At 74.3% G+C, this 24,338-nt stretch carries 21 protein-coding genes; 15 read left to right on the top strand and 6 right to left on the bottom strand.

The genetic code is table 11. The features are described from left to right. Positions 1–119 precede the first annotated feature (119 nt). Positions 120–590, bottom strand: coding sequence for a DUF7144 family membrane protein (locus ACZ7LB_RS23530; RefSeq protein ID WP_161225601.1), 471 nt, complete (start codon positions 588–590; stop codon positions 120–122). A gap of 780 nt (positions 591–1,370) precedes the next feature. Here ACZ7LB_RS23530 and ACZ7LB_RS23525 point away from each other — a divergent pair. Then, on the top strand, positions 1,371–2,660 hold the full coding sequence (locus tag ACZ7LB_RS23525; protein ID WP_471470865.1) for a chloride channel protein: 1,290 nt from the start codon (positions 1,371–1,373) through the stop codon (positions 2,658–2,660). A 560-nt stretch (positions 2,661–3,220) separates the two neighbouring features. Then, positions 3,221–3,682: a potassium channel family protein gene (locus ACZ7LB_RS23520; protein ID WP_471470863.1), complete on the top strand. Its 462-nt coding sequence runs from the start codon at positions 3,221–3,223 to the stop codon at positions 3,680–3,682. 137 nt (positions 3,683–3,819) lie between these two features. Here the strand turns inward: ACZ7LB_RS23520 and ACZ7LB_RS23515 are convergent, their stop codons facing one another. Next, positions 3,820–4,560, bottom strand: coding sequence for a lytic polysaccharide monooxygenase (locus ACZ7LB_RS23515; RefSeq protein WP_471470861.1), 741 nt, complete (start codon positions 4,558–4,560; stop codon positions 3,820–3,822). A 529-nt stretch (positions 4,561–5,089) separates the two neighbouring features. On the opposite strand from ACZ7LB_RS23515, the gene ACZ7LB_RS23510 reads away from it, so the two are divergent. Continuing rightward, positions 5,090–5,527: a DoxX family protein gene (locus tag ACZ7LB_RS23510; RefSeq protein WP_471470859.1), complete on the top strand. Its 438-nt coding sequence runs from the start codon at positions 5,090–5,092 to the stop codon at positions 5,525–5,527. A gap of 134 nt (positions 5,528–5,661) precedes the next feature. On the opposite strand, the gene ACZ7LB_RS23505 is transcribed toward ACZ7LB_RS23510, so the two are convergent. Further along, on the bottom strand, positions 5,662–6,390 hold the full coding sequence (locus tag ACZ7LB_RS23505; protein WP_471471034.1) for a GNAT family N-acetyltransferase: 729 nt from the start codon (positions 6,388–6,390) through the stop codon (positions 5,662–5,664). A 368-nt stretch (positions 6,391–6,758) separates the two neighbouring features. On the opposite strand from ACZ7LB_RS23505, the gene ACZ7LB_RS23500 reads away from it, so the two are divergent. Further along, a protein-coding gene (locus tag ACZ7LB_RS23500; RefSeq protein WP_471470858.1) for an IS5 family transposase occupies positions 6,759–7,633 on the top strand; the annotation gives its coding sequence in 2 pieces (ribosomal slippage) (positions 6,759–7,233 and positions 7,233–7,633; 876 coding nt in all). Here the strand turns inward: ACZ7LB_RS23500 and ACZ7LB_RS23495 are convergent. Then, entirely contained in the window at positions 7,628–7,963 is a 336-nt protein-coding gene (locus tag ACZ7LB_RS23495; RefSeq protein WP_367469909.1) for a hypothetical protein, read from the bottom strand. The genes ACZ7LB_RS23500 and ACZ7LB_RS23495 overlap by 6 nt on opposite strands. 640 nt (positions 7,964–8,603) lie before the next feature. Here ACZ7LB_RS23495 and ACZ7LB_RS23490 point away from each other — a divergent pair. Further along, a complete protein-coding gene (locus ACZ7LB_RS23490) occupies positions 8,604–9,452 on the top strand; it encodes an endonuclease/exonuclease/phosphatase family protein (protein ID WP_471470857.1) in 849 nt (282 codons plus the stop codon). 202 nt (positions 9,453–9,654) lie between these two features. On the opposite strand, the gene ACZ7LB_RS23485 is transcribed toward ACZ7LB_RS23490, so the two are convergent. Further along, complete coding sequence (locus tag ACZ7LB_RS23485) at positions 9,655–10,071, bottom strand: DUF6281 family protein (RefSeq protein WP_471470855.1); 417 nt, start codon at positions 10,069–10,071, stop codon at positions 9,655–9,657. A gap of 218 nt (positions 10,072–10,289) precedes the next feature. Next, positions 10,290–11,834 carry an FMN-binding glutamate synthase family protein gene (locus ACZ7LB_RS23480; protein WP_471470853.1) on the bottom strand — a complete coding sequence of 515 codons (1,545 nt, stop codon included), beginning with the start codon at positions 11,832–11,834 and terminating at the stop codon, positions 10,290–10,292. A gap of 398 nt (positions 11,835–12,232) precedes the next feature. On the opposite strand from ACZ7LB_RS23480, the gene fabG reads away from it, so the two are divergent. The 10 genes from fabG to ACZ7LB_RS23430 form a co-directional block, all read left to right on the top strand. After that, a complete protein-coding gene (gene fabG, locus ACZ7LB_RS23475) occupies positions 12,233–12,979 on the top strand; it encodes a 3-oxoacyl-[acyl-carrier-protein] reductase (RefSeq protein WP_471470852.1) in 747 nt (248 codons plus the stop codon). Beyond that, complete coding sequence (locus ACZ7LB_RS23470) at positions 12,976–13,743, top strand: thioesterase II family protein (RefSeq protein ID WP_471470851.1); 768 nt, start codon at positions 12,976–12,978, stop codon at positions 13,741–13,743. Before fabG ends, ACZ7LB_RS23470 begins: the two co-directional genes overlap by 4 nt. 372 nt (positions 13,744–14,115) lie before the next feature. Beyond that, positions 14,116–15,051 carry a TauD/TfdA family dioxygenase gene (locus ACZ7LB_RS23465; protein ID WP_471470850.1) on the top strand — a complete coding sequence of 312 codons (936 nt, stop codon included), beginning with the start codon at positions 14,116–14,118 and terminating at the stop codon, positions 15,049–15,051. Positions 15,052–15,108: 57 nt separating this feature from the next. Next, positions 15,109–16,083 (top strand): TauD/TfdA family dioxygenase, encoded by a 975-nt coding sequence (locus ACZ7LB_RS23460; protein ID WP_471470849.1) that lies wholly within the window; start codon positions 15,109–15,111, stop codon positions 16,081–16,083. A 34-nt stretch (positions 16,084–16,117) separates the two neighbouring features. After that, positions 16,118–17,074 carry a beta-ketoacyl-ACP synthase 3 gene (locus tag ACZ7LB_RS23455; RefSeq protein WP_471470848.1) on the top strand — a complete coding sequence of 319 codons (957 nt, stop codon included), beginning with the start codon at positions 16,118–16,120 and terminating at the stop codon, positions 17,072–17,074. Positions 17,075–17,248: 174 nt separating this feature from the next. Beyond that, the gene (locus tag ACZ7LB_RS23450; protein WP_471470847.1) at positions 17,249–17,494 is read left to right on the top strand and encodes an acyl carrier protein; all 246 of its coding nucleotides are present in this window, start codon (positions 17,249–17,251) and stop codon (positions 17,492–17,494) included. Positions 17,495–17,497: 3 nt separating this feature from the next. Further along, positions 17,498–18,934, top strand: a complete 1,437-nt coding sequence (locus ACZ7LB_RS23445; protein WP_471470846.1) for a condensation domain-containing protein — start codon at positions 17,498–17,500, stop codon at positions 18,932–18,934. Then, entirely contained in the window at positions 18,931–19,944 is a 1,014-nt protein-coding gene (gene sbnA, locus ACZ7LB_RS23440) for a 2,3-diaminopropionate biosynthesis protein SbnA (RefSeq protein ID WP_471470845.1), read from the top strand. Before ACZ7LB_RS23445 ends, sbnA begins: the two co-directional genes overlap by 4 nt. After that, on the top strand, positions 19,938–20,981 hold the full coding sequence (gene sbnB, locus ACZ7LB_RS23435; protein WP_471470844.1) for a 2,3-diaminopropionate biosynthesis protein SbnB: 1,044 nt from the start codon (positions 19,938–19,940) through the stop codon (positions 20,979–20,981). The genes sbnA and sbnB overlap by 7 nt, the downstream gene beginning before the upstream one ends. Positions 20,982–21,040: 59 nt before the next feature. Beyond that, the coding region (locus tag ACZ7LB_RS23430; protein ID WP_471470843.1) for an amino acid adenylation domain-containing protein at positions 21,041–24,338 on the top strand (3,298 nt) is incomplete at its 3' end.

Here is a 24,338-nt window from a genome sequence, read left to right as displayed (position 1 = left end):
CGCCGTCCCGCCGCCCCCGGGGCATGCCTTCGCCCCCGTGAACGGAGCGCGTTCCACGGGGGCTTCGGCCACGGCCGCGCCGCGCCCGCGGGCGGGTCCCGGCGGGCCGGTGTCCCGGGTCAGACGCGGGCGGACTCCTCCTGACGGCTGGCCAGCGCCCAGATCACGAAGACGTCGATCGCCATCATGATCACGGACCAGATGGGCAGGTACGGCAGGAAGAGGAACTGGGCGATGAGGCTGAGCGAGGCGATGACGATGCCCGCGAAGCGCGCCCAGGCCATGTCCTTCAGCAGGCCGTATCCGGTGACGAGGACGAAGGCGCCGAGCACCAGGTGGACGATGCCCCAGCCGGTCAGGTTCATCTCGTAGATGTACGTGCCGACCCGGGCGTACACGTCGTCCTTGGCGATGGCGGCGATGCCCTGGAGGACGGAGAGGGCTCCGTTCAGCAGCAGCAGTACGCCCGCGAAGACGACGCCGCCGGTCACCCATCCACGGGAATGGCCGGAAGTGTACGGGGGCCGAGGGGCGCCGCCGTCACCGCCGTGAGCGCTTCTGCCGGAGCCGGGGGCCGCGTACTGGCTCATGAGCTGGGTCCTTTCTGCGTCTCCCCCGTACGGAGATCCGGGCGGGCGGCGCGGGCGGCGCCGCCGACGGATCGTTCCGAGCCTGCGGGCGGCGGGGCCGCCCGGCCACGCGGCGGGGCCGAACGGGTGAACCCGGCCCGGCGCGCGCGCGTGCGGCCCCCCGCGGCCTCGCGTTAACTGAGCCGCACACGCGAACGCGCAACGGGCCGCCACCGCCGGCCCGGGCGCCAGGACGGCGGCAGAGGAGGGGCCCGTGACCGGTCGACGCCCTGGGACGCGACGCCGGTGGGCCGGGGACGGGGGCCGGACGGCCAAGGGACCCGGCCGGCGGACCGGGGCACGCGCGGTACGGCGGGAACGCCCGACGCGGGGGCGCGGGCCGGAACGGGGCGCTCGGCGGAGGGACCGATGAGCGCACCCGGGGACCCGGGTGCGGGACCGGGGGGCACCGGGCCGGAGGACGGCGCCCGCGCCGTCGACGGTCCGGGGGGCGCTTCCGGCGGGCGGGTCGAGCCCCCCGGCGGGACGAGTGACACTTCCCGCGGACCGGAGCGGGCGGGCGGCGGGGCGGGAACCGGGACCGGCACGACTCCGGAGGCTTCCGGCGGGACGGGAGCCGGGACGGGCGGAACCCGGAACGCTTCCGGCGGGACCGGAACCGCCTCCGGCGGGACGGGCGGTGGCGGTGACGCCGCGTCCGGCGGGGCCGGTTCCGGCGGCGGGCGGGACGGGGCGCCGTCGCTGCGGGCCCTCCTGCTCACCCCCGGCTACCGGCGGCTGTTGCTGCTGTCCGTGCTGCTGGGCATCCCCATCTCGCTGACCTGCTTCTTCTTCGTCGGGCTCCAGCACCAACTCCAGCACTGGGTCTGGACCTCGCTGCCCGAGGCCGTCGGCTACCGCGTCCCGCCGTGGTGGTGGCCGCTGCCGTCGCTGCTGCTGGCCGGGCTGGTGCTGGCGCCGATCGTCACCCGGATGCCCGGGGCGGGCGGCCATCTGCCGGTGAACGGACTCGGTGGCACGCCGGTCGGCCCCCGGGAGCTGCCGGGCACGGTCCTCGCCGCCCTGGCCACGCTGCCGCTCGGCGTGGTGCTGGGTCCCGAGGCGCCCCTGATGGCCGTCGGCAGCGGGCTCGCGCTGCTGGCGGTGCGGCGGGTGGCGGCGGACGCGGACGCCAGGGCGAGCGCGATCGTCGCGACGGCCGGTTCCACCGCCGCGATCTCCACCATCCTGGGCGGTCCCCTGGTGGCGGCGGTGCTGCTCGTCGAGGGGGCCGGGCTCGGCGGCTCCCAACTGGTCGCACTGCTGCTGCCCTGTCTGCTGGCCAGCGGGACGGGCGCGCTGGTGTTCACCGGCTTCGGCCAGTGGACCGGGCTGAAGATCGGCGCGCTGGCCCTGCACGAGGTGCCGCCGAACGCCAACCCCGACGCGGGCGACTTCCTCTGGGGCGTACCCACCGCCGTACTGATCGCGGTCCTGGTCACGCTCGCCCGCGCGCTGGGCCGCCGCACCATCTCCTACACCCGGCACCGCACCGCCGTGCGCACCCTGCTCTGCGCCGTGGCGGTCGGCGGCTGCGTCACCGCGTACGCCCTGATCACCGGCCGCGATCCGGCGGAGGCGGCGCTTTCCGGCCAGGTGGCCCTCGCGCAGATCGCCGCGCAGCCGCACGCCTGGTCCGTCGGCGCCCTCGTCGCGCTGGTCGCCTGCAAGGGGCTGGCCTGGGGCATCGCCCTGGGCGGTCTGCGCGGCGGCCCGATCTTCCCCGCCGTCCTGCTGGGCACGGCGACGGCGATGGCCTGTTCCGGACTGCCCGGCTTCGGCGCCACTCCGGCCCTCGGGCTGGGCATCGCCTCGGCGGCCGCCGCCGTGACGGGGCTGCCGCTGGCCGGCGCGGTGCTCGCGGTGCTGCTGATCGGCGGGGACGCGTACGAGCAGATGCCGCTGATCGTCATCGCCTCGGTGGTGGCCTTCGTCGTCGCCCAGGTGATGCCCCGGCTCGGCCGGAGGCACCGGGCCGAGGGGGCTCCCGGTTCGCCTGGCACGGCGGACGCCACGGGGGCCGCGGGATGAGCGGGCACCGCGACCCGTCCGACGGCGGAACCGGACCCGGGACGCACGGGGACGGGACGCACGCCGACGGGGCGTTGGGCGACGGGACCTCCGGCGGTGCGAGATCCGGAGGCTCGGCATTTGGAAGTGGCGGGTCCGGGGGCGCGGGAGACGGCGGTCGCGGAGCACCCGGGGGCCGGCCCGCCGGAGACGGCGGAGGGACCGTGAACGGGACGCCCCGACACCACCCGACCGGGGGCGGCGGGTCGCCGGAGCACGGGAACACGGATGACGGCGGGACGCCGGAGAGCGGAGGGCGGGGAACTCCCGGGAGCGTGCCCGCCGGAAACGGCGGACGGCCGGGGCACGGAGACGGTGCTGCGTCGGGTCCCGGGAACACCGGCGGCGGAGGCGGGAGAAACGGAGGGGGGAGAGACGGAGGCGGAGGCGGCGGAGGCCGGGGTGCACCGGGGGCCGATGGCACCGGCGGGGGGCGGGGCGGGCACGGGCACGCGCGCTTCCCGGGGGCCGCGCGGCGCACCGTGCGGTTCTGGCTGGTGCGGGGGGCCGCGGCGGCGGGCATGGGGGTCGCGTACTTCCTGCTCCCGCTCGACCGCCTGGGTCCGGAGCGGCCCGCCCTGAGCTGGTCCCTGTTCACACTGCTGCTGGTCTCGGTGGCGGCGCTGCTGCTGCGGGAGATCCGCCGCGTCCTCACCGACCGGCCCGGCGCCCGGCCGGGGCTGGCCATCGCGCTGCTGGTGGTGCTGTCGGTGCACGTCTTCGCCGGGGCGTACTACGCCCTCGCGAAGGAGCCCGGCGCGTTCGTCGGGCTGCGCACCCGTGTCGACGCGCTGTACTTCACCGTCGTGACGCTCGCGACGGTGGGCTACGGGGACATCACGCCCGCGAGCCAGACGGCCAGGGTGGTGGCCATCCTCCAGATCGTCTACAGCTTCGTGTTCCTCACCGCGGCGGGCACGGCGCTCTCCCGGCGGGCGCAGGACCTGGTGACCCGGCGTTCGGAACGGGAGGGGCACCGGTGAGGGCACCGGAGGCCGGGCGCCGGGCGGGCACCCGGGCCGGGTGGGGGTCGCGCGTGCGGAACGGGGGCCGTGACGGCCCCCGTTCACCGGTCCGCCGTGCGCTCCGCCGAGCGCACGCCGGACCCGTTCACACACGATCAGGCGGGGCAGGCCCCGAGGTCTTCCCAGACGCCCCAGTCGCCGGTGGTGCCGGGCTCGTCGCCCTGGACCCACCACTTGGCGCGCCAGTTGCGGCCCTTGTGGGAGACGGTGTCGCCACCGGTGTAGACCCTGGTGGAGGCCCAGGCCGTGGCGGTGCAGGTGCCGTTGTCGCCACCGCCGCCGTTGTTGCCGCCACCGCCGTTGTCGCCGCCGCCACCGGTGCCGCCGATGTTCACGTCGATGCAGGAGTAGAAGGCGTTGCCGGTGTCGGACACGTTCCAGACGGCCAGCACCTTCTGCTTGCCGGTGAAGCTGCCGAAGTTCACCTGGTGGCTCACGTCGGGAGCGGGCTGGGCGTTGTTGCCCTTGAACTCACCGATCTTCGTGTTGCCGATGAAGTACTGCCAGTTGGCGGTCGCGTGGCGCGCGGTGTGGTGCCACGTGAAGGTGTAGGTGGAGCTGACGGGGGTGACACGCCAGCCCTTGTTGTCGTCGTCCAGCTCCGCGAACTGGGCGTTGCCGCCGCTGCAGCTCTTGAGGCCCTTCGGACCCTCGACGCTCTGCGGCTCGTACTTGATCTGGCCGCACTGGACGACGCCCGCGGCACACTGGTCCTGACGGCTGTTGGGCGAGGTCACCCAGCCGTGGGCACTGGCGGAGCCGGCCGGGAGGCTGACGGCGAGCAGTGGAGCGACCAGGGCCCCGACGGCGAGGGCCGCTCGTCTTTTCGTGTTCATGACATGCACTTCCTTCGATGCTCTTGCCGAGACTTGGTCTAGACCTGAGGTGCGCTAGGTCTAGACCATAGCGGCCAATGGGGCCCGGTCAAGAGCTGGCGCGTACCGAACTGCCGCGCGGAGCGACCAACTTCACGCATCCCCCGTCCATCGCAACTTCTTCAGCTATTGGTCTAGACATGACCAGCGCGGGTGGTTAAAGCTTCCAATACGGAGCTGCTTCCCCGGGCGGCCCGTCCCATGTCCCGTGCGATCCCCCCCCACCCCCACACAAGCGACGGCACGCCCGGCACACCGGGAACACCGGCGCCCAGAGCACGGGACGGAACAGCCGCTCAACGACGAGCCGCCCGAGCAGAGTTGCTCATGCCGAGCCGTCCGGCCCGTCCGTGTCGCCCTTCCCCGCGCGCGGACACCCACCCCACCCCGCGACCCCCCACCCCCTTCCACCCACTCCGCACAGCTCCACCGCACACCCCCACCGCAGCGCGACGTTCCCCAGGACGCCGCGCCAGAGAGGAGCACCATCATGGAAGCGCTGGACAAGAGCAGGAACCATGTGCTCGGCCTCTACCGGATCGTCGTCGGCCTGCTGTTCACCTGTCACGGCCTGGCCACCCTCTTCGGGGTGATGGGCGGCCCGCACGGCGCGAAGCCCGAGGTCGGGGCCTGGCCCGGCTGGTGGGCCGCCGCCATCCAGCTGGTGGGCGGCGCACTGGTCCTGCTGGGCCTCGGCACCCGGACGGCGGCCCTGGTCTGCTCCGGTTCGATGGCGTACGCCTACTTCGTGGAGCACCAGTCCGAGGGTGTCTTCCCGATCGAGAACGGCGGTGAGGCGGCGGCCATGTTCTGCTGGTCGCTCCTCCTCCTCGTCTTCCTCGGCCCGGGCCGCTGGGCGCTGGGCAACCTCGTCCACCCCCGGCGCGAGCCGGAGCCCCGCCGGGTCGGCACGATGTCCTCGGTGTGAAACAGGGCCGCGGAAAAGGGAACTGACGTCTGGTCAATCCCGCGTCCGCACAGGCCCGTTCGTCCTCCCCGCCGGGGCCGTGTCCCCACTCCGGCCCCGGCGGGGGCCAACTCCCGCGAGGCGTCCGCCCGGTGTCACGGAACGCGGAAGCCCCGGAACACCACCCGGGCGCGGAGGGCGAAGCCGAGCCGCTCGTACAGGGCGATCGCGGCGGCGTTCTCCTCGGCCACGTGCAGGAAGGGACGCTCCCCCCGCGCGGTGATCCGCGCGGCGAGGGTGCCGACCAGCAGGCCGGCGTACCCACGCCCCCGGGCCCCGGGGGCGGTGCAGACGGCGCTGATCTCGGTCCAGCCCGGCGGGCGCAGCCGCTCCCCCGCCATGGCCACCAGCCGTCCGCCGTCCCGGACCCCCAGATAGGTGCCGAGCCGGTGGGTCTCCGGCCCGAACGGTCCCGGCGCGGTCAGGGCCACGAGGCCGAGCATCTCCGGCACGTCGGCGGCGCCCAGTTCGACGACCCGGGGACCCTCCGGGCCGGCCGGGCCACCCGCGGCGTCCGGGACGGGCGGGCATCCGGCGCTCCCCTCGGAGCCGCCCGCGGCGGCCCGGCCGATGTCGCCGTCGGGGCGCACCAGTTGGCGTCCCTCAAGGGTGAAGACCGGCTCCCAGTCCGCCGGGGGCGCCGCGGGGCAACTGAACATGTCGGCGAGCCCGCCCGGTCCGAGCAGCCGTGCCAGAGCGGCCCAGTCCGCCGGGTCCGGCACCGCGGGCACCGTGCAGAAGGTCGCGGCACCGGACGCGTACGTCCCGGCCCGCCCGTCCCACCGGGCCAGTGCCGCGTGGTTCCCGCGCAGCGACGTCCGCACCGGGTCGTCGAGCGCGGCGCCGCCGGGTACGGAACGCCCGGACGCCGAACAGCCCGGCGCCGAACGGGCCGCCGTGGGAGCACCGGGCACGGGGTCTCCCGGAGCGGGACCACCGGACGCCGGGGCGAAGGCCGCGGGACCGCCGGACACGGACGCGCCGGGCGCCGCTTCACCGGGGTCCACCACCACCGAACGCCTGCCTCTCCCGCCGGACACGATGCCGTCCGCCCCAGTATGGGGGACGGCCGGCCCCGGCACCCCGCGCGGCCCCGATCCTGGCTCGGTCCCGCCGCCCCGTGTCCGGCGCACGCCCCGTCGCCTAGGCCGTGTATCGAAAGTCGATCTTGGGCTGTGAATGATCACGGTTCATGGGGCGGGGCGATCTCACGGACGAGCAGTGGGCGGTGCTGGAGCCGTTGTTGCCGAAGGGCACGGGAGTGGGGCGACCGCCGGTCTGGCCGCGGCGGCGGTTGATCGACGGCATACGGTTCCGAGTCCGGACCGGTGTTCCGTGGCGGGATGTGCCCGCCGAGTACGGGCCGTGGGGCCGGATCTACGACCTGTTCCGCCGATGGCAGCGGGACGGCACCTGGCACCGGATTTTCACCCGGCTTCAGTCCCTGGCCGACGCGAAAGGTGCTATCACGCGGGACTTGAGCGTCGACTCCACGGTGTGTCGCGCTCATCAGCATGCGGCCGGTGCCCGAAGGCGGGGCGACCTGCAGAAGGAACCGCCGGGTGGTGTGTTTACCGAGCCCGGTGATCACGGGCTGGGGCGGTCGCGCGGTGGGTTCACCACCAAGCTTCACCTGGCAGTTGAGCAGGGCCAGAAGCCCCTGTCGATGTGGTGACGGCGGGGCAGCGTGGGGACTCGCCGCAGTTTGAATCCGTGCTGGAGAAGGTCCGCGTGCCCCGCATCGGTCCGGGCCGACCGCGCGTCCGCCCCAACCGGGTGCGTGCCGACAAGGCGTACGCCTCCCGGAAGATCCGCGCCTACCTGCGCCGACGCGGGATCCGCTGCACCATCCCGGACAAGGCCGACCAGGCACTTAACCGCCGGAAGCGCGGCTCCCGCGGTGGCCGGCCGCCGCGTTTCGACCCGGTCGACTACCGCGAGCGCCATGCGGTCGAGTGCGGGATCAACCGTCTCAAGAGGCACCGCGCTGTCGCCACGCGCTACGAGAAGCTCGCGGTCCGCTACGAGGCGACTGTGCTGGTCGCAGCGATCAACGAATGGCTATGACCCTGTCTCGCGCGTCATCACGTACCTGTTCCCGGCGTCGGGATCGCCGTAGAAGAAGAACAGCCGCACCTCGTCGTGCTTATCGCGGTCTACGTAGAAGGACCACGCGTATGTCGATGGGGGTGTAGGAGTCGAGGTGTCAGTGGCCGTCGCGGGGGAACGGCTCTCCACTCGGGTCCGGGCTGTCAGCGCGAGTCGGAGGACCTGTCCGCCGTCGTCGTCTGTCAGTTGCCAGGTTCCCGTACCGGAGAGGCGCCAGCCGTCATCGAAGTCGAAGTCCTGCCCGTCGAGCTTTTCGAGAAGAGCCGTCCCGTCTTCGCGAAGCTCCACGCGCGTCTCCTCGACGTTTTCCCAACCCCCAGCGACTTCGCCCCCCGTAGTGTCGTGGATCCCAGTTCCCCCGTAGTACTGATAGGGGTTGGCGCACCCAGCTAGGACAGCCAAAACCAGCATCAAGCCACAGAGAGCCGCTCCCCAAGCACGCTGCCTGCTTCCGCCCGCCACCCGAACCTCCCGCCCTCAGCGCCCGCAGCGGCCAACCGAATCAGGGAGTGGACCGTAGAAGATACCTTGTCAGATAAGTTGAACGTGTTCAACTCTGCGACTGGAGAGGCGGCGCGTACCACCCGGCGGTGCATCCAGCGCAACCCGCAGCTACCGATGAGCACCGAACAGCGTTTTCGATACACGGCCTAGTGACCTGAGTCAGAGATTCGTCGGCAGATCGCGGCCATCAGCCGGATGCCGTGCGGCCGACAGGGTTCCGGCCCGGCCTGCTGATATCCGGCCTCCGGCACGCCGGGCAGCTCGCGAGAACCACCCGAACATCTCTGACTCAGGTCACTGGGGTCTTTCGTTTGGATCGGGCCGGATCCCGCGAGCCCGGCACGATCCAAACGAGAGGCCCTAACCTCGTCCGGGCGGGAGCCGGCGGGCGCCCGCCGGGACGGCCGGTCCGGAGGAGGAGTCGATGACGGTGGTGCGCGCGAGGGGCGCGGGGGTGCTGGCGGTCGCCGTGGCCGTGCTCGGGATGACGCTCGTCGGTCCCAGCGTGCCGGACGACACGCCCCGCCTCGTCCCCTCCCTGCCCCCGGGCGCGGCCGGGCGGATCGTCCCCGACCGCGTCATGAGCTGGAACATCTGCAACCCCTGCAAGCAGGGCGACATCGACCGGGCCAGGGAGATCGCGACCCACGCGCCCCAGGTCGTCGGCCTCCAGGAGGCGTGCGTGCGGGACGTCGAGCGGATGCGGGACCACCTGCGGAACCTGTACGGGCTGGAGTACCACGTCGCGTACGGGCCGGTGCTGCGGCACCGGGGGCGCTGCGGCGGGATGCCCTGGCGGCCGGGCGGCTTCGGCCAGGCGATCCTCTCGGCGGCGCCGATCACCGACCGGGTCCTGGTGGAGTACCCCGACGGCGGCTCCGAGGACCGCGGCTACCTGGCGGTGACCACCCGGGTCGGCGGCCGTCCGCTGCGGGTCTTCACCACCCACCTCGCCCAGCGGAGCCAGGCGGCGGTCCGGGAGGGCCAGGTCCGGGTCCTCGCGGCGGCGGTGGCCGGGCACCGGCGCGCCGTCGTCCTGGGCGACTTCAACGCCGTGCCGGACGCCGCCGAACTCGCCCCGATGTGGGCCGCGTCGGCGGACGCGGACCCCGGCTGCCGTCCTCCGGCGACGGGCGCCTGCGCCCCCACCACCGACTGGTCCAGCAAGTTCGACTACGTCTTCCTGCGCGGCGTCACGGCGCGCGGGCACCGGGTCCACCCGACCCCGTACTCCGACCACGACCTGATCACCGCCGACCTCGCCCGGGGGTGAGGCACGCCAGGTGCCACCGGTGGCCGCCGCCCGGCACCCGCCGCCCCACACCAACTTCGTTTCGGCCGGATGACCTGAGGGAGAAGAAAGGGGTCGGAGATGAGGCACTTCCGGAAGACAGGACCATCAGGTACCCGGTACCACCCCGGAAGAAGTCATTCCGATGGATCTGGGCGGCGCGCGAAGCGCTCGACGGGACGGTTCAGGAAGTCGAGCCCAGCGACTCGGGATCCGTGCCATCGACCGCCACGAGCACGGCCCTGCCCGGAGTCTTCCCCGCCGCCACGGCAACGGCGGGATCGACTCCTTCGACCTCGTAGACGGTCACCCGCTCCGGCACCTCAATACCATTGGCCTCGCCCGGTGCACCGCACCCGGGCAGCAGACCAGTACCGATACTCCTGCCGACGGTGAATTCCGGGGCAACCGTGGGCCGTCCCCTCACATCGAGGTAGGAACGCCCCTCGTACCTGACAACGTACGCACACTTCTCCTGGGAGACACCAGCCGTCCCGAGCCCTCCCTCACTGTCCGCCCCCGCCGTGCAGCCGGTCCCTCCGACGACCACGACTGCCGCCACCGCGCCTGACCACGCCCGCGCCCGCAGCTTCGCTTCCATCCCCACGCTCCGTTTCCCTGGTAGTGCCCAGGTCGCCTTGGCGCTTCGGCACTACGACGCAGCGGCCCTCGTTCCCGTTCCACTCCTGCCCAAGGAGCTGCCGGTAGGCACGGGGCCACCAGGACCGGGCGAGGGCGGCGGACAAGGTCTCGGTGCCGTCCGTGGCCTCGGACCGACGTGCGACGACGGCCCCGGCACCTCGTCGGGCGCCGCGCGGGTCAGCCGGCGGGCTCGCCGGACGGGTCCGGCCGCGTGGTGACCAGTTCGGTGATCTCCTGGGCGAGCCGCGGGCCCAGTTCGCCCCAGCCGTCCTTGTAGCCGTAGACGCCGGCCAGGGTGCGGGCCTCGTAGTCGCCGTTCATGATCTCGACGTCGGAGGTGGTGATGAGCGCCGGGTGGGCGACACCGATGGCCCCCGAGACCTTCAGCAGCTCCTTGCGCAGGGTGCGCAGGTAGACGGCGGCCCGGGTGGCCTTGGAGGGCGCGTCGACGCCGCGCACCAGCCACGGGTTCTGGGTGGCGATGCCGGTGGGGCACTTGTCGGTGTGGCACTTCTGCGCCTGGATGCAGCCGATGGAGAGCATGGACTCGCGGGCGACGTTGATCATGTCGACGCCCAGCGCGAAGGCCACGGCGGCGTTCTCGGGCAGGCCCAGCTTGCCGGAGCCGATGAAGGTCAGCTCGTCGGTGAGGCCGCGCTCGGCGAAGGTGCCGTAGACCCGGGAGAAGCCCATCCGGAACGGCAGCGACATGGAGTCGGTGAAGATCAGCGGGGCCGCGCCGGTGCCGCCCTCGCCGCCGTCGACGGTGACGAAGTCGACCCCGCGGTCGCCCCGGGCCATCAGCGTGGCCAGCTCCTCCCAGAAGCCCATGTCGCCCACGGCGCTCTTGATGCCGACCGGCAGCCCGGTCTCCGCGGCGAGCAGCTCCACGAAGTCGAGCATCGAGTCGACGTCGTGGAAGGCGCTGTGCCGGGAGGGCGAGGCGCAGTCCCGGCCCACCGGGATGCCCCGGATCTCGGCGATCTCGGGGGTCACCTTGGCGCCCGGCAGCATGCCGCCGAGCCCCGGCTTGGCGCCCTGGGAGAGCTTGATCTCGATGGCCCGGACCGGCGCCCCGGCCACCACGGCCTTGAGCTTGTCGAGGTTGAAGGTGCCGTCCTCGTTGCGGCAGCCGAAGTACGAGGTCCCGATCTGGAGGATGAGGTCGCCGCCGTTGCGGTGGTACGGGGAGAGACCGCCCTCACCGGTGTTCTGCATCGCCCCGGCCAGCGCGGCGCCCTTGTTGAGCGCCGTGACGGCCGCGCCGGACAGCGAGCCGAAGCTCATCGCCGAGATGTTCACGACGCTCGCCGGGCGGAAGGCCCGGGCCCGCCCCCGGGGGCCGCCCAGCACCTTGGCCGAGGGCAGCGGGGCCTGGGGGTCGCCGAGGTCGGGCAGGGGTCCGGCGAAGGTGCGCTGCTTCAGGTAGGTGTGGCCCTGGATGTGCTCGACGTCCACGTCGGTGCCGAAGCCGAAGTAGTTGTTCTCCTGCTTGGCGGAGGCGTAGATCCAGGTGCGCTGGTCGCGGCTGAACGGGCGCTCCTCCTCGTTGGAGGTCACGACGTACTGCCGCAGCTCCGGACCGACCCGCTCCAGCAGGTACCGGGCGTGTCCGAGCACGGGGAAGTTTCTGAGCAGCGCGTGCTTCTTCTGGACGAGGTCGCGGGCGGCCACCACCGCCAGCGCGGTCGCGGCGGCGGCTCCGATGTTCCGAGCGCGCATGAACGTTCCTCTCCTCGACTGCCCGTGGCCCGGTCCCGCCGGTGCGCGGCGGGCCCGTACGCGCCGGTCGGCGGGCCCCGGCCTGCGGGGAACGACGTCCGACGGCGAATCGACAGATGATAGTAGAGGTCACCATGGGGGACGAAGGGGCCCCGGGTGCGACCCCCGCCACACCACCGAGGGCGCCGTCACCCACCCCCTCTCCGGAGCCCGGGCCCGGGCTCCCCGGCACCAGGGCGCCCCCGCCCCTCCCCGGCGCCCCGGACACCCGCGCCCCAGCCCCCTCGGCGGCGCCGCCCGCGCCCCGGCGGGGCCGATGTGTGACGGGGCAGGATGCCGTACAGGCCGGATATAGCCGACGAACACACGCTCGACCCATCCGAACGGATGGGGGAGACATGCCCGACGAAGCGACACCGGTGGCCCTGGTGACCGGAGGGTCCCGCGGCATCGGCCGCGCGGTGGCCACCCGCCTGGCGAACGACGGGTTCGACGTCGCCATCTGCTACCGCTCCGACGAGGGCGCGGCGGAGCAGGTCGCCAAGGAGATCAGGGCCGCGGGCCGCCGGGTGCTGACCCGCCGGGTGGACGTGGCGGACCGGGTGGGGGTGCGGGCCTTCGTCGCCGACGTCGAGTCGGGTCTCGGCCCGGTGTCGGCGGTGGTGACCTCGGCCGGCATCACCCGGGACCGGCCGCTGGCCCTGATGCAGGACGACGAGTGGGACGCCGTGCTGCGCACCAACCTCGACGGCACCTACAACCTGCTGCGGTCCGTGGTGCGGTCGATGATCCGGCGCCGCACGGGCACCGTGGTGACGCTGTCCTCGGTGGCCGGTGTGGTCGGCAACGCGGGACAGACCAACTACTCGGCCTCCAAGGCCGGGATCATCGGCCTGACCCAGGCGCTGGCCAAGGAGTTCGGCCGGTACGGCGTGCGGGCCAACGCGGTCGCCCCCGGCTTCATCGACACCGAGATGGTCGCCGGGGTGCCCGAGTCGGTCGCGAAGGACGCCAAGACCCGGATACCGCTGGCCCGCTTCGGCACCCCCGACGAGGTCGCCGCCCTCGTCTCCTACCTGGTGTCGCCGCAGGCCGCCTACATCACCGGCCAGGTGGTGCGGATCGACGGCGGTATGGCGCTGTGAGCGGCTCCGGGGCGTGGTTCCGGCGCTACGCGCGCGCCGAGCACCCGCGGCTGCGGCTGGTCTGCTTCCCGCACGCGGGCGGCAACGCCCGGCTGTTCCACGGCTGGGCGGCCCGGCTGCCCGCCGACGTCGAGGTGCTCGCCGTCCGCTACCCGGGGCGCGTGGAGCGGATGGACGAGCCGTGCGTCGGTTCCATGGACGAGATGGCGGACCGGGTGGTCCGGGCCCTCGCACCCGAACGCGGCCTGCCGCTGGCCCTGTTCGGGCACAGCATGGGCGCCGCCGTCGCCTACGAGGTCGCCGCGCGGCTGGAGGAGCCGGGCTCCGGCGGCGAGGGCCCCGTCCGGCTGATGCTCTCCGGCCGCTCGGCGCCGCACCGCACCGCGCCCACGGCGCTGCACCGCGCGGCGGACGACGTGCTGGTGGCCGGGGTGACCCGGCTCGGCACCCTGGGCGGCGACGCCTACGCCGTACCGGAGCTGCGGGAGCTGCTGCTCCCGGCGCTGCGGGCGGACTACCGGCTGATCGAGACGTACCGGCCCGAGCGGCCGCCTGTGCTGCGGGCACCGTTCACGGCGTACCTGGGCGACCGCGATCCGGGGGTCACCCGGCCGGGGGCCGAGGCGTGGGGGGAGCTGACCGGGGGCGGCCTGACCGTGCGCTCCTTCCCCGGCGACCACTTCTACCTGGCGTCCCGGGAGGCGGAGCTGACCGCGGACATCGCCGGACGGCTGGCGAGCCCGGCGGCGGCCCGGCCGGTCTGAGGAGCGGCCCGTGCGAGGGCCGACCGGTGCGAGGCGGCGGCCGCGCGCGAGCGGTCCGTGCGAGGCGGCGACCCCTGCGAGGCGGGGGCCGCGCGAGAACGGCCGGTGCCGAGGGGCGACCGGTGTCGCACCGCACCGCTCACCGCGCGCCCCGCACCCGTTCCACCGCGCCCCGGCTGCCGCCGCACCGCGTCACGGCGGGGCCCGTCACGGCGGGGCCCGTCACGGCGGGGCCCGTCACGGCGGGGCCCGTCGTAACCGGGCCCCGCGCGACGAGGCGCGTCACGGCACGACCACGCCGCGGCGGCCCGCGGCACCGAAACCCGTATCACCACGACCCGTACGCACCACGAGAGGGAGAGGAGCGGTGGCATGGCGAGCACCACGGCCTGGGCACCGACGGAGATCGAGAGCACCGGCGACGGCGGCCCCGGGGAGCTGCTGCGGCGGGTGGACGCCCTGGACGGAGGGCTGGGCGAGGCACTGGTCCGCGAGAAGGCCCTGGTGTTCCGCGGCTTCGGCATCACCCCCGGGACCCTGGACCCGGTGCTGGACCGGCTGCTGCCGAACCGGCTGGCCTATGTGCACGGCAACTCGCCGCGCACCAAGGTCGGCGGCAACGTCTACACCTCCACGGAGTACCCGGAGGAGTACACGATCTCGATGCACAACGAGATGAGCTACTCCCACGCCTGGCCGAGCAGGCTGGCGTTCTACTGCGAGACCGCCCCGGGCGGCGGCGGCGCCACCCCGGTGCTCGACGCGCGGCTCTGGCTCGAATCGCTGGACCCGGAGGTGCGGTCCGCCTTCGCCGACGGGGTGCGCTACGTGCAGAACCTGCACGACGGCTACGGCCTCGGCAAGAGCTGGCAGGACACCTTCGAGACGGCCGACCGCGGCAGGGTCGAGGCGTTCCTGCTGCTGGCCGGCGCCGAGTGGGAGTGGCGGCGCGACGGCGGACTCCGCGTGGAGTCCCTGCGCCCCGCCACCACTGTGCACCCGGTCACCGGGGCCGAGGTCTGGTTCAACCAGGCCGACCAGTGGCATCCGGCGGGCCTCGGCGACGAGACCGCTCGGGAGTTGGCGCAGATCCTCCCGGAGGACGAACTGCCCCAGTCGGTGACCTTCGCCGACGGCACCCCCATCCCCGACGCCCATGTGCGCCAGGTCCGGGACCGCGGCCTGGCGGCGGCGGTCGACGTCGACTGGCACGCCGGCGACCTGCTGCTGATCGACAACGTGCTGCTGGCGCACGGCCGGCGGCCCTACACCGGGGACCGGCGGGTGCTGGTGGCGATGTCCGGCTGACCGCCCGCCCCGCGCCCGAGACCGCGACGACCGACCGCGACGACCAAGCGAGCTGCCATGACCATCACCTCGGAAGAGATCCCCGCCGGATGGGCCGGGAACGGAACGGTGCCGGGAGTGTGCCGGGCCGACGCCCCCGGCACCGACGTCCACGCCCACCTCGCCGGACACCGCGCGGAACTGCGCGACCTGCTCACCCGGCGCGGGGCCCTGCTGCTGCGCGGCTTCGACATCGGCGGCGTGGACGGCTTCGACCGGATCGTGCGGGCGTTCTCCGGGACTCCCCCGCTGGCCTACGCCGAACGCTCCTCCCCCCGGTCCACCATCAAGGGCCGGGTCTACACCTCGACGGACTACCCGCCGGGCGAGGAGATCTTCCTCCACAACGAGAACTCCTACCAGGCCGTCTGGCCCCGCACGCTCTACTTCTACTGCGTGGAGCCGCCCGCCACCCGGGGGGCGACCCCGCTCGCCGACATCCGCCGCGTCCTCGCCTCCGTCGACCCGGAGGTGCGCGCCGGGTTCGAGGCGCGCGGCTGGCAGGTGGTGCGCAACTTCCACAGCGGCTTCGGCGTGCCGTGGCAGGAGGCCTTCGGCACCGCGGACCGGGAGGAGGTGGCCGCGTACTGCGCCCGCCGCCGGATGCGGGCCGAGTGGCGGCCGGACGGGGGGCTGCGCACCACCGCCGTGCGCGGGGCGGTGCACCGGCACCCGGTGACCGGGGAGCGGGTGTGGTTCAACCACGCCACCTTCTTCCACACCAGCACCCTGCCCCCGGAGGTCGGCGCCGGGCTGCGCGCGATCTTCCCCGACGAGGACCTGCCCACCCACACCTTCTACGGCGACGGCGGCACCATCCCGGACGACGTGCTGGACCATCTGCGCGCCTGCTACCGGGAGGCGTCCGTGCGCTTCGACTGGCAGCGCGACGACGTACTGGTCGTCGACAACATGCTGGCCGCCCACGCCCGCGAGCCCTTCACCGGGCCCCGCCGGATCGCGGTGGCGATGGCGGAGCCCTCCGCCGACTGAACCCGGCCCCCTCCACGAGAAGTTGGGACGAAGAATGCTCACCACCCACGGATCACGCATCTCCGGTCTCGCCGTGTACCGGCCGCACCGGCTGGTCGGCAACGCCGAACTGTCCGCGCGGACCTCGGTCTCCCCGGAGTGGATCGAGAGCCGGACCGGCATCAGGACCCGCCACCACGCGGACGAGGAGGAGACCATCGCGGCGATGGCCGCCGCCGCCGGGGAGAAGGCCGTGGTGACGGCCGACATCGACCCGGCCGACGTCGGGCTCACCATCGTCGCCAGCGCCACCCGCCGGGTCCGGATGCCCGGGGTGGCCCCCGAGGTCGCCGGCCGCATCGGACTGCCCAACTCCGGCGCCTACGACCTGAACGCGGTCTGCGCCGGGTTCACCTACTCGCTGGCCATGGCCTCCAACGCGGTCCGGCTCGGCGAGGCCGAACACGTGCTGGTCATCGGCGCGGAGCGGACCAGCGAGTGGATCGACCCGAACGACCCGGACACCTTCGTCATCTTCGGCGACGGCGCGGGCGCCGCGGTGGTTTCCCGCTCCGACACGGCCGGGATCGGCCCGGCGGTGTGGGGCAGCGACGGCGCCCGGCACGAGGTCCTCGGCATCACCGAGAAGGCCGACGGCCGCGAGTACGTCACCATGAACGGCCCGCTGGTCTACAAGTGGTCGACGGCCACCATGCCGGACGTGGCGCACCGGGCCTGCGCCGCCGCCGGGATCACCCTGGAGGACGTCGCCTGGTTCGTTCCGCACCAGGCCAACAAGCGGATCATCCACACCCTGACGGCCAACCTCGGCCTGCCGCAGGACCGCGTCGTCAACGACGTCGTGGACACCGGCAACACCTCCGCCGCCTCGGTGCCGCTGGCGCTGAACCGGCTCAAGGAGAGCGGCCGGGCCACCCCCGGCGAGAAGGTCCTGCTGCTCGGCTTCGGCGCCGGGCTGACCTACGCCGGCCAGGTCGTCGACATGCCCTGACCGGCCCGGCCGGGGCCCGCGCCCGGGGCCCGCGCGCAACGGCCCCGCGGGCGCCGGCCCCGGCCTCCGCGTCCGGCCCGGCCGCCCGCATCCCACCCCGCGCATCCCGCGCACCCGCTCCGCGCGCCGCGTACCGCGCGTCCGCCGCGCCGCACCTGAGGAAGAGGACCCGACATGACCAGAGACGAACTGATCGCCGAGATCATCGACCTGACCCTGCGCACCGCCCCGGACCTGGAGGGCGAGGTCACCGCCGACTCCGGCTTCGAGGAGCTGGGCATGGACTCCCTGACCCGGATCGACCTGCTGGCGGCCGTGGAGAAGGGCTACGGCCTCTCCGTCCCCGACGAGAGGGTCGGTGACCTGCTCCGGGTCCGCGACGTCGCGGACTTCCTGCTGGCGCACGAGGCGGGAGTCTGACCCATGGGACACAGCGATCCCGGGGGCGGCGGACTCCCCCTCTCGGTCGGCCAGGAGGGCCTGTGGCTGCTGCACAAGCTGGCGCCCGACAGCTCCACCTACCACCTCGCCGGGGGCGTGCGCATGGAGCCGGCGCCGGACCGGGAGGTCCTGGCGCGCGCGGTCGGCGCGGTCACCGGACGGCATCCCATGCTCCGCTCGGTGTACACGGACACCGGGGCCGGACCGCGCCGCCGGGTGCTGCCCCCCGGCCGGACCGGCCGGCTCAGGGTGGTCGAGGCTCCCGGAGCCGATGACGCGGAGCTGCGGCGGCTGGTGTCCGCGGAGGTCGCCGCGCCGTTCGACCTCGGCCGGGAGGGGCCCTTCCGGGCGGTCCTGGTCGACCGCGGCCCGGACGCCGTGGTCCTCGTCGTCACCCACCACATCGCCACCGACGCCCTCTCCCAGTGGCTGCTCTGGCGCGACCTGCTCGGCGCCTACGCGGCCGCCGCCGGGGGCGCGGACCCCGCGCCGGAACCCCCGGCCACCGACTTCGGGCACTTCGTGGCGGCCGAGCGCACCCTGCTGGAGTCCTCGCGCGGCGAGCGGCAGGCCGCCTTCTGGCGGGAGCAGTGCGCCGGTTCGCGGGCCGCCGAGTTCCCCACCGACCGGCCCCGCCCGCCCGTCCCGGCCTACCGGGGCGCGAGCCTGGTGCGGCGGCTGCCGGACGACCTGGCCCGACGCGTCCTGCGCGCCGCGGCCGACCGGGGGGTGTCCCCGTTCGCCCTGGCCCTCGGCACGCTCCAGGCCCTGGTCAACCGGTGGACCGGGCTGCGGGACTTCCTCGTCGCCTGCCCCGCGTCCGTGCGCCGCACCGCGGCCCGCGAGGTCATCGGCTACTACGTCAACCCGGTCCTGGTCCGCGCGGAGGTCGGCCGCACCAGCACCCTGGGCGAGGTCATCGACCGCGCCGCCGACCGCGTCCGGCAGGCCACCGCGCGCGCCACCTACCCGTACCCGCTGGTGGCGCGGGCCGCCGGGGGCGGGGAGCCGCTGTACCGGATCTCCATGACGATGGTCGCCACCGACCGCTTCGACGGCGGGCTGGAGGTCGCCGCCGCCGGGGTGCCCCTGGAGGTGGCCGGGCACAGCGTCACCTATCTGGAGATCCCGCACCTGGAGGGCCAGTGCGACGTCTCCCTGGAGATCACCCGTGACGCCGACGGCCTGACCCTCGCCCTGCGCTACGACACCGCGCTGTTCGAACCGTCCACCGCGGAGCGGCTGTTCGACCAGTACGTCGGATTCCTCGGCGCCGCCGCCGACGACGCCGACCGCCCCGTCGGCCGCATCCCGCTGACCGGCGGCGACGACCAGCGGGCCCTGCTCGCCCTGGGCGTCGCCCCGGTTCCCCCGGCCGCTTCGCGCGGGGGCGGCCACCGGCCCGGCGCCGTCTCATGAGCGGACCCGTGCTCCACGGCATCCTCGACGGGATCGGCGGCACGCCCCTGGTCGAACTCACCGGACTGCTGCCGCGCTCGGGCATCCGCGTCCTGGCCAAGCTGGAGTCCCACAACCCCGGCGGCAGCGTCAAGGACCGCTCCGCGCTCTCCATGCTGCTGGGCCGGATCCGCTCCGGCGACCTGGTGCCGGGCCGGTCCACGGTGGTGGAGTCCAGCTCCGGCAACCTCGCCATCGGCATGGCGCAGATCTGCCGCTACTTCGGCATCGGCCTCGTCTGCGTCGTCGACCCGAAGACCACCGAGCAGAACCTGGCCGTCCTGCGCGCCTACGGGGTCACCGTCGACATGGTCACCGAGGTCGATCCGGAGACCCGGGCCTATCTGCCGTCCCGGCTGCGGAGGGTGCGCGAACTCCTCGCCACCGTCCCCGGCGCCTACTGGCCCAACCAGTACGCCAACCCGCTCAACCCGCTCGCCCACGAGCGGACCATGGAGGAGATCGCGGACGCCCTGGACGGCCGTGTCGACTACCTCTTCTGCTCCACCGGGACCGGTGGCACGCTCACCGGCTGCGCCCGCCACATCCGCGCCCGCGGCCTGTCCACCACCCTGGTGGGGGTGGACGCGCTGGGCAGCGTCCTGTTCGGCGGGGTGTCCGCGCCCCGGCTGCTGCCCGGACACGGCGCCGCCGTGCGGCCCGCCCTCTTCGACCCGTCCCTCGCCGACGAGGTGGTGCTCGTCTCGGACCTGGAGTCCGTGGTGGCCTGCCGCGTCCTGACCGCCCGCGAGGCCATCCTCGCGGGCGGCTCCTCGGGCGCGGTCACCGCGGCCCTCGGCAGGTTCGCGGACCGCATCCCTCCCGGCAGCACCGCGGTGCTGGTCTTCCCCGACCGGGGCGACCGGTACCTCGACACGATCTACTCCGACGCCTGGGTGCGCGCCCACTTCGGAGACGTCTCCCATCTGTGGCAGGACCCCGAACTCACACCGGCGGTGGGCACATGCTGATCCTCACACACGGACAGGTGGCCGGACTCCTGGCCGGACGCGAGAAGGAGGTCGTGGACCTCGTCGCGGCGGCCTACGAGCGGCACGAGGAGGGCCGCACGGTCCTGCCGCACTCGGTCTTCCTGCGCTTCCCCGGCCGTCCCCGGGACCGCATCATCGGCCTGCCCGGCTACCTCGGCGCGCCCGCCGGGGACACCGGTGACGCCGGTGACACCGGGAGCGGGGACGGGGTCGCCGGGATGAAGTGGATCTCGTCCTTCCCCGGCAACGTCGCCGCCGGGCACGAGCGGGCCAGCGCGGCGATCCTGCTGAACTCACTGGCGACCGGGCACCCCGAGGCCCTGATCGAGGGCTCCCTGATCTCGGCCCGGCGCACCGCGGCCTCCGCCGCGCTCGCCTCCCGGACGCTCCTGGACGGCCGCCGGCCCACCGGCCTCACCCTCGTCGGCACCGGGGTCGTCAACCGCGAGGTACTGCGCTTCCTCTCGGTCCTCCACCCCCACCTCGACTCCCTCGCCGTGTACGACACCGACCCCGGACGGGCCTCCCGGTTCACCGCCGACCACGCGAGGCTGCTGCCGGGCGCCCGGGTGCGGCACTGCGGCAGCCTCGACGAGGCCCTGGCCGCGCACGACCTGGTCTCCTTCGCGACCACCGCCGCCACCCCGCACACCGGGCTCGACGCCTGCCCCCCGGGCACCGTGGTGCTGCACCTGTCCCTGCGCGACCTGACGGTGCCCGCGCTGCTGGGCGCCCACAACGTCGTCGACGACGCGGATCACGTGTGCCGCGAGAACACCTCGGCGCACCTCGCCGAGGAGCACACCGGGGGGCGCGGCTTCCTCCACGCCTCCCTGGGCGCGCTGCTGCGGGGCACCGCCGAGCCCGTGCCCCAGGACGGACGGCCGGTGGTGTTCTCCCCGTTCGGCCTGGGCGTGCTGGACCTGGCGCTGGCCCGCTTCGTCCGCGACGAGGCGCGCGCCCGCGGCGTCGGCACGGCGGTCGACGGCTTCCTGCCCGGCCGCACCACCCCGTAGGGCCCGGGGCGCCGTCGCGCGCCGCGGACCCGCACCCGATCACCACCTCTGGAGAAGAGATGCCTGTCCCGCTCCACGAACTGATTGCCCGTCAGGCCGCCCGCACCCCGGACGCCGTAGCGGTCGACGACGCCCGGGGGACCATGACGTACGGGCAGTTGGACCGCCGCGCGAACCGTGTCGCGCGGCTGCTCCGGGACCGGGGCGTCACCCGGGAGACACGGGTCGCGGTCGGCCTGCCCCGCGGGCGCGACCTGCCGGCCGCGCTCCTCGGGGTGTGGCGGGCGGGCGGCGCCTATGTGCCGCTGGACGCCGCCCACCCCGCCGGACGCACCGCGTGGACCATCCGGGACAGCGGCGCCCGCCTCGTCCTGGCCTCCCGCGAGTGGGTGCCCGAGGAGCCGGCCGGCGCCGAGGCGGTGCTGCTGGACGACCCGGCCACCGGCCTCGACGACCTGCCCGGCACACCCCTCGGCCCGCCCGACGCCGACCCGGCCGGCGCCGCCTACCTCACCTACACCTCCGGCTCCACCGGCCGCCCCAAGGGGGTGCTGGTGGAACACGCCGGGATCGCGGGCCGGGTCGTCTGGACGGTGGAACACCAGGGGCTCGGCCCGGCCGACCGGATGGTGCACAAGACCGTCCTCACCTTCGACGCCGCCGCCCTGGAGCTGTTCGCGCCGCTCGTCGCGGGCGGCACCGTCGTGATGGCGCCCCGGGGCGCCGAGTCCGACCCCGCGCTCCTCGCCCGCACCCTCGCCGACCGCCGCGTCACCGTCCTGCAGGGCGTGCCGTCGGTGCTGCGGCTGCTGGTCCAGGAGCCCGGCTGGGCGGACTGCGGCGACCTGCGGCTGGTCTTCTCCGCCGGGGAGGCCCTCGACGCCGAGCTGTGCCGGCGCCTGTCCGAGCCGGCCGGCGCCGCGGTGTGGAACACGTACGGGCCGACCGAGTGCTCCGTCGACGTCACGGCCCAGGAGTTCGACCCCCGGGAGCACACCGAGGCGGTGCCCATCGGGCGGCCCCTTGACGGGGTCCGGGTGTACGTGCTGGACGAGGAGCTGGAGCCGGTGCCGATCGGCGTCGTCGGCGAGATCCACGCGGCCGGCACCGCGCTCGCCCGGGGCTACGCGGGCCGCCCGGCGCAGACCGCGGAACGCTTCCTGCCCGACCCGCACAGCGGCGACGGCGGCCGCATGTACCGCACCGGCGACCTGGCCCGCTGGCGCTCCGACGGCAGCCTCGCCTACCTGGGCCGGGTCGACCACCAGGTCAAGGTGAACGGGGTGCGCGTGGAACCGGCCGAGGTGGAGGCCGCCCTCAACGCCCACCCCGACGTGCGGGGCGCGGTCGTCGGCGCGTACGCCGCGCCCTCGGGCACCCGGCTGGTGGCCCATCTGGTCACGGCGCGCCGCGTCCCCCGGGACGAACTGCGCGGCTTCCTGCGCCACCGCCTGCCCGAGCCGATGATCCCCGCCCGGTTCGTCGCCCTGGACGCCTTCCCGCTCACCGCCAACGGCAAGGTCGACCGGTCCGCGCTGCCCGACCCGGCCGCCGACGGCACCTCCGCCCCCGCCGGGGCCCCCGCCCACGTGGCGCCCCGGACCCCGGCGGAGCGGCTCGTCGCCGACGTGTGGGAGCAGCTCCTCCAGGTGGAGGGCGTCGGCGCGCACGACGACTTCTTCGCCCTCGGCGGCTCCTCCCTGGTCCTGACCCGTCTCGCCGTCGCCCTCGCCCGGGCCTCCGGCGACGACGTCCAGCTCCGCGGCCTGTTCGGCGCGTCCACCGTGGAGGCGCAGGCCCGCCTCGTCGAGGCGTCCCGGCCCGCCGTGCCCGAGGTGGTGCCCGTGGACCGGGGCACGCCGCTGCCGCTCTCCTTCGGCCAGCACCGCCTCTGGTTCCTCGACCGGATGCACCCGGGCAGCCCCGAGTGGGTTGCCCCGCTGTTCCTGCGCCTGCCCCCGGGCACCACCGAGGGCACCGTGCGCGCCGTCCTGGACACCCTGGAGGAGCGGCACGAGTCCCTGCGCACCCGCTACGTGATGCGGGACGAGGAGCCCCGCCAGCTCGTCGTGCCCGCCCGTCCCGTCGAACTGCGCGTGGCGGACGGCGACGAGACCGATCTGGAGCGCCTCTTCGGCGAGCAGTTCGCCCGCGGCTTCGACCTGGCCGAGGGGCCGCTGTGGCGGGCCCTGCTGGTCCGCGTCCCGGTCGGCGGCCCCGTCCTGCTGATCACCGCCCACCACATCGCCAGTGACGGCTGGTCCACGGTCGTCCTGGAACGGGAGATCCGCGAACTCTGCGCCGCCGCCCGCGAGGACCGCGCGCCCCTGCTCCCGGACCCCGCCGTCCAGTACGCCGACTACGCGGCCTGGCAGGCGGTCCGCTCCGACGACGCCGTCCTCGACCGCGAACTCGACCACTGGCGGACGGCGCTGCGCGGCATGCCCGAACTCCGGCTGCGCACGGACCACCCCCGCCCGGCCCACCGCGACGGGCGGGGCCGGGGGGTGCGGTTCTCCGTCCCGGCCGGGCTCGCGGACGCCCTCAGCGGGGTCGGCCGGCGCCACGGCGCGACCCCGTACGCCACGCTCCTCGCCGCGTTCGCCGCGCTGCTCTCCCGCTACAGCGGCCAGGACGACTTCGGCGTCGGCAGCCCCGTGACCGGGCGGCTGCGCCCCGAGATCCGGGACACCGTGGGATTCTTCCTCAACACACTGGTGCTGCGCTGCGACCTGACCGGCGACCCGACCTTCGCCCAGCTCCTCGAACGGACCCGGGAGACGGTGCTGTCGGGCTTCGCCCACCAGGAACTCCCCTTCGAGCGGCTGGTGGACGAGCTCCAGCCGGTCCGCGACCTGTCCCGCACCCCGCTCTACCAGGTGGCCTTCGACCTCCAGGACGAGGGCGCCACCGCAGTGGCCGCCGACGGCGTGCTGATGGACGCCTTCCAGGGAGCCTGGCGGGTCGCCAAGACCGATCTCACCCTGTTCGTCTGGCGCCACGGCGACGGCTCCCTCACAGGCGCCTTCGAGTACGCCGGGGCCCTCTTCGAGCACACCACCGTGGAACGGATGGCCGACCACTTCGTACGGCTCCTCCAGAGCGTGACGGACTCCCCGGACACCCCGCTCTCCGCCGTCGCGCTCACCACGGTCCACGAACAGCGCCTCCTGCGCCTCTGGAACGACTCGGCGGCGCCGGTGCCGGAGCTGACGGTGCCCGACCTCATCGCCCAACAGGTCCTCCAGCACCCGGACGCGATCGCCGTGGCCGACGCGACCACATCACTGACCTACGCCGAACTCGACGAACGGGCCAACCGCCTCGCCCACGCCCTGCGTTCGAAAGGAGTCGGCC

It is taken from the genome of Streptomyces sp. NPDC107521, assembly GCF_055598485.1.
Note: the sequence above shows the minus strand (reverse complement) of the source record. Positions and strands in the feature narration are given on the sequence as shown.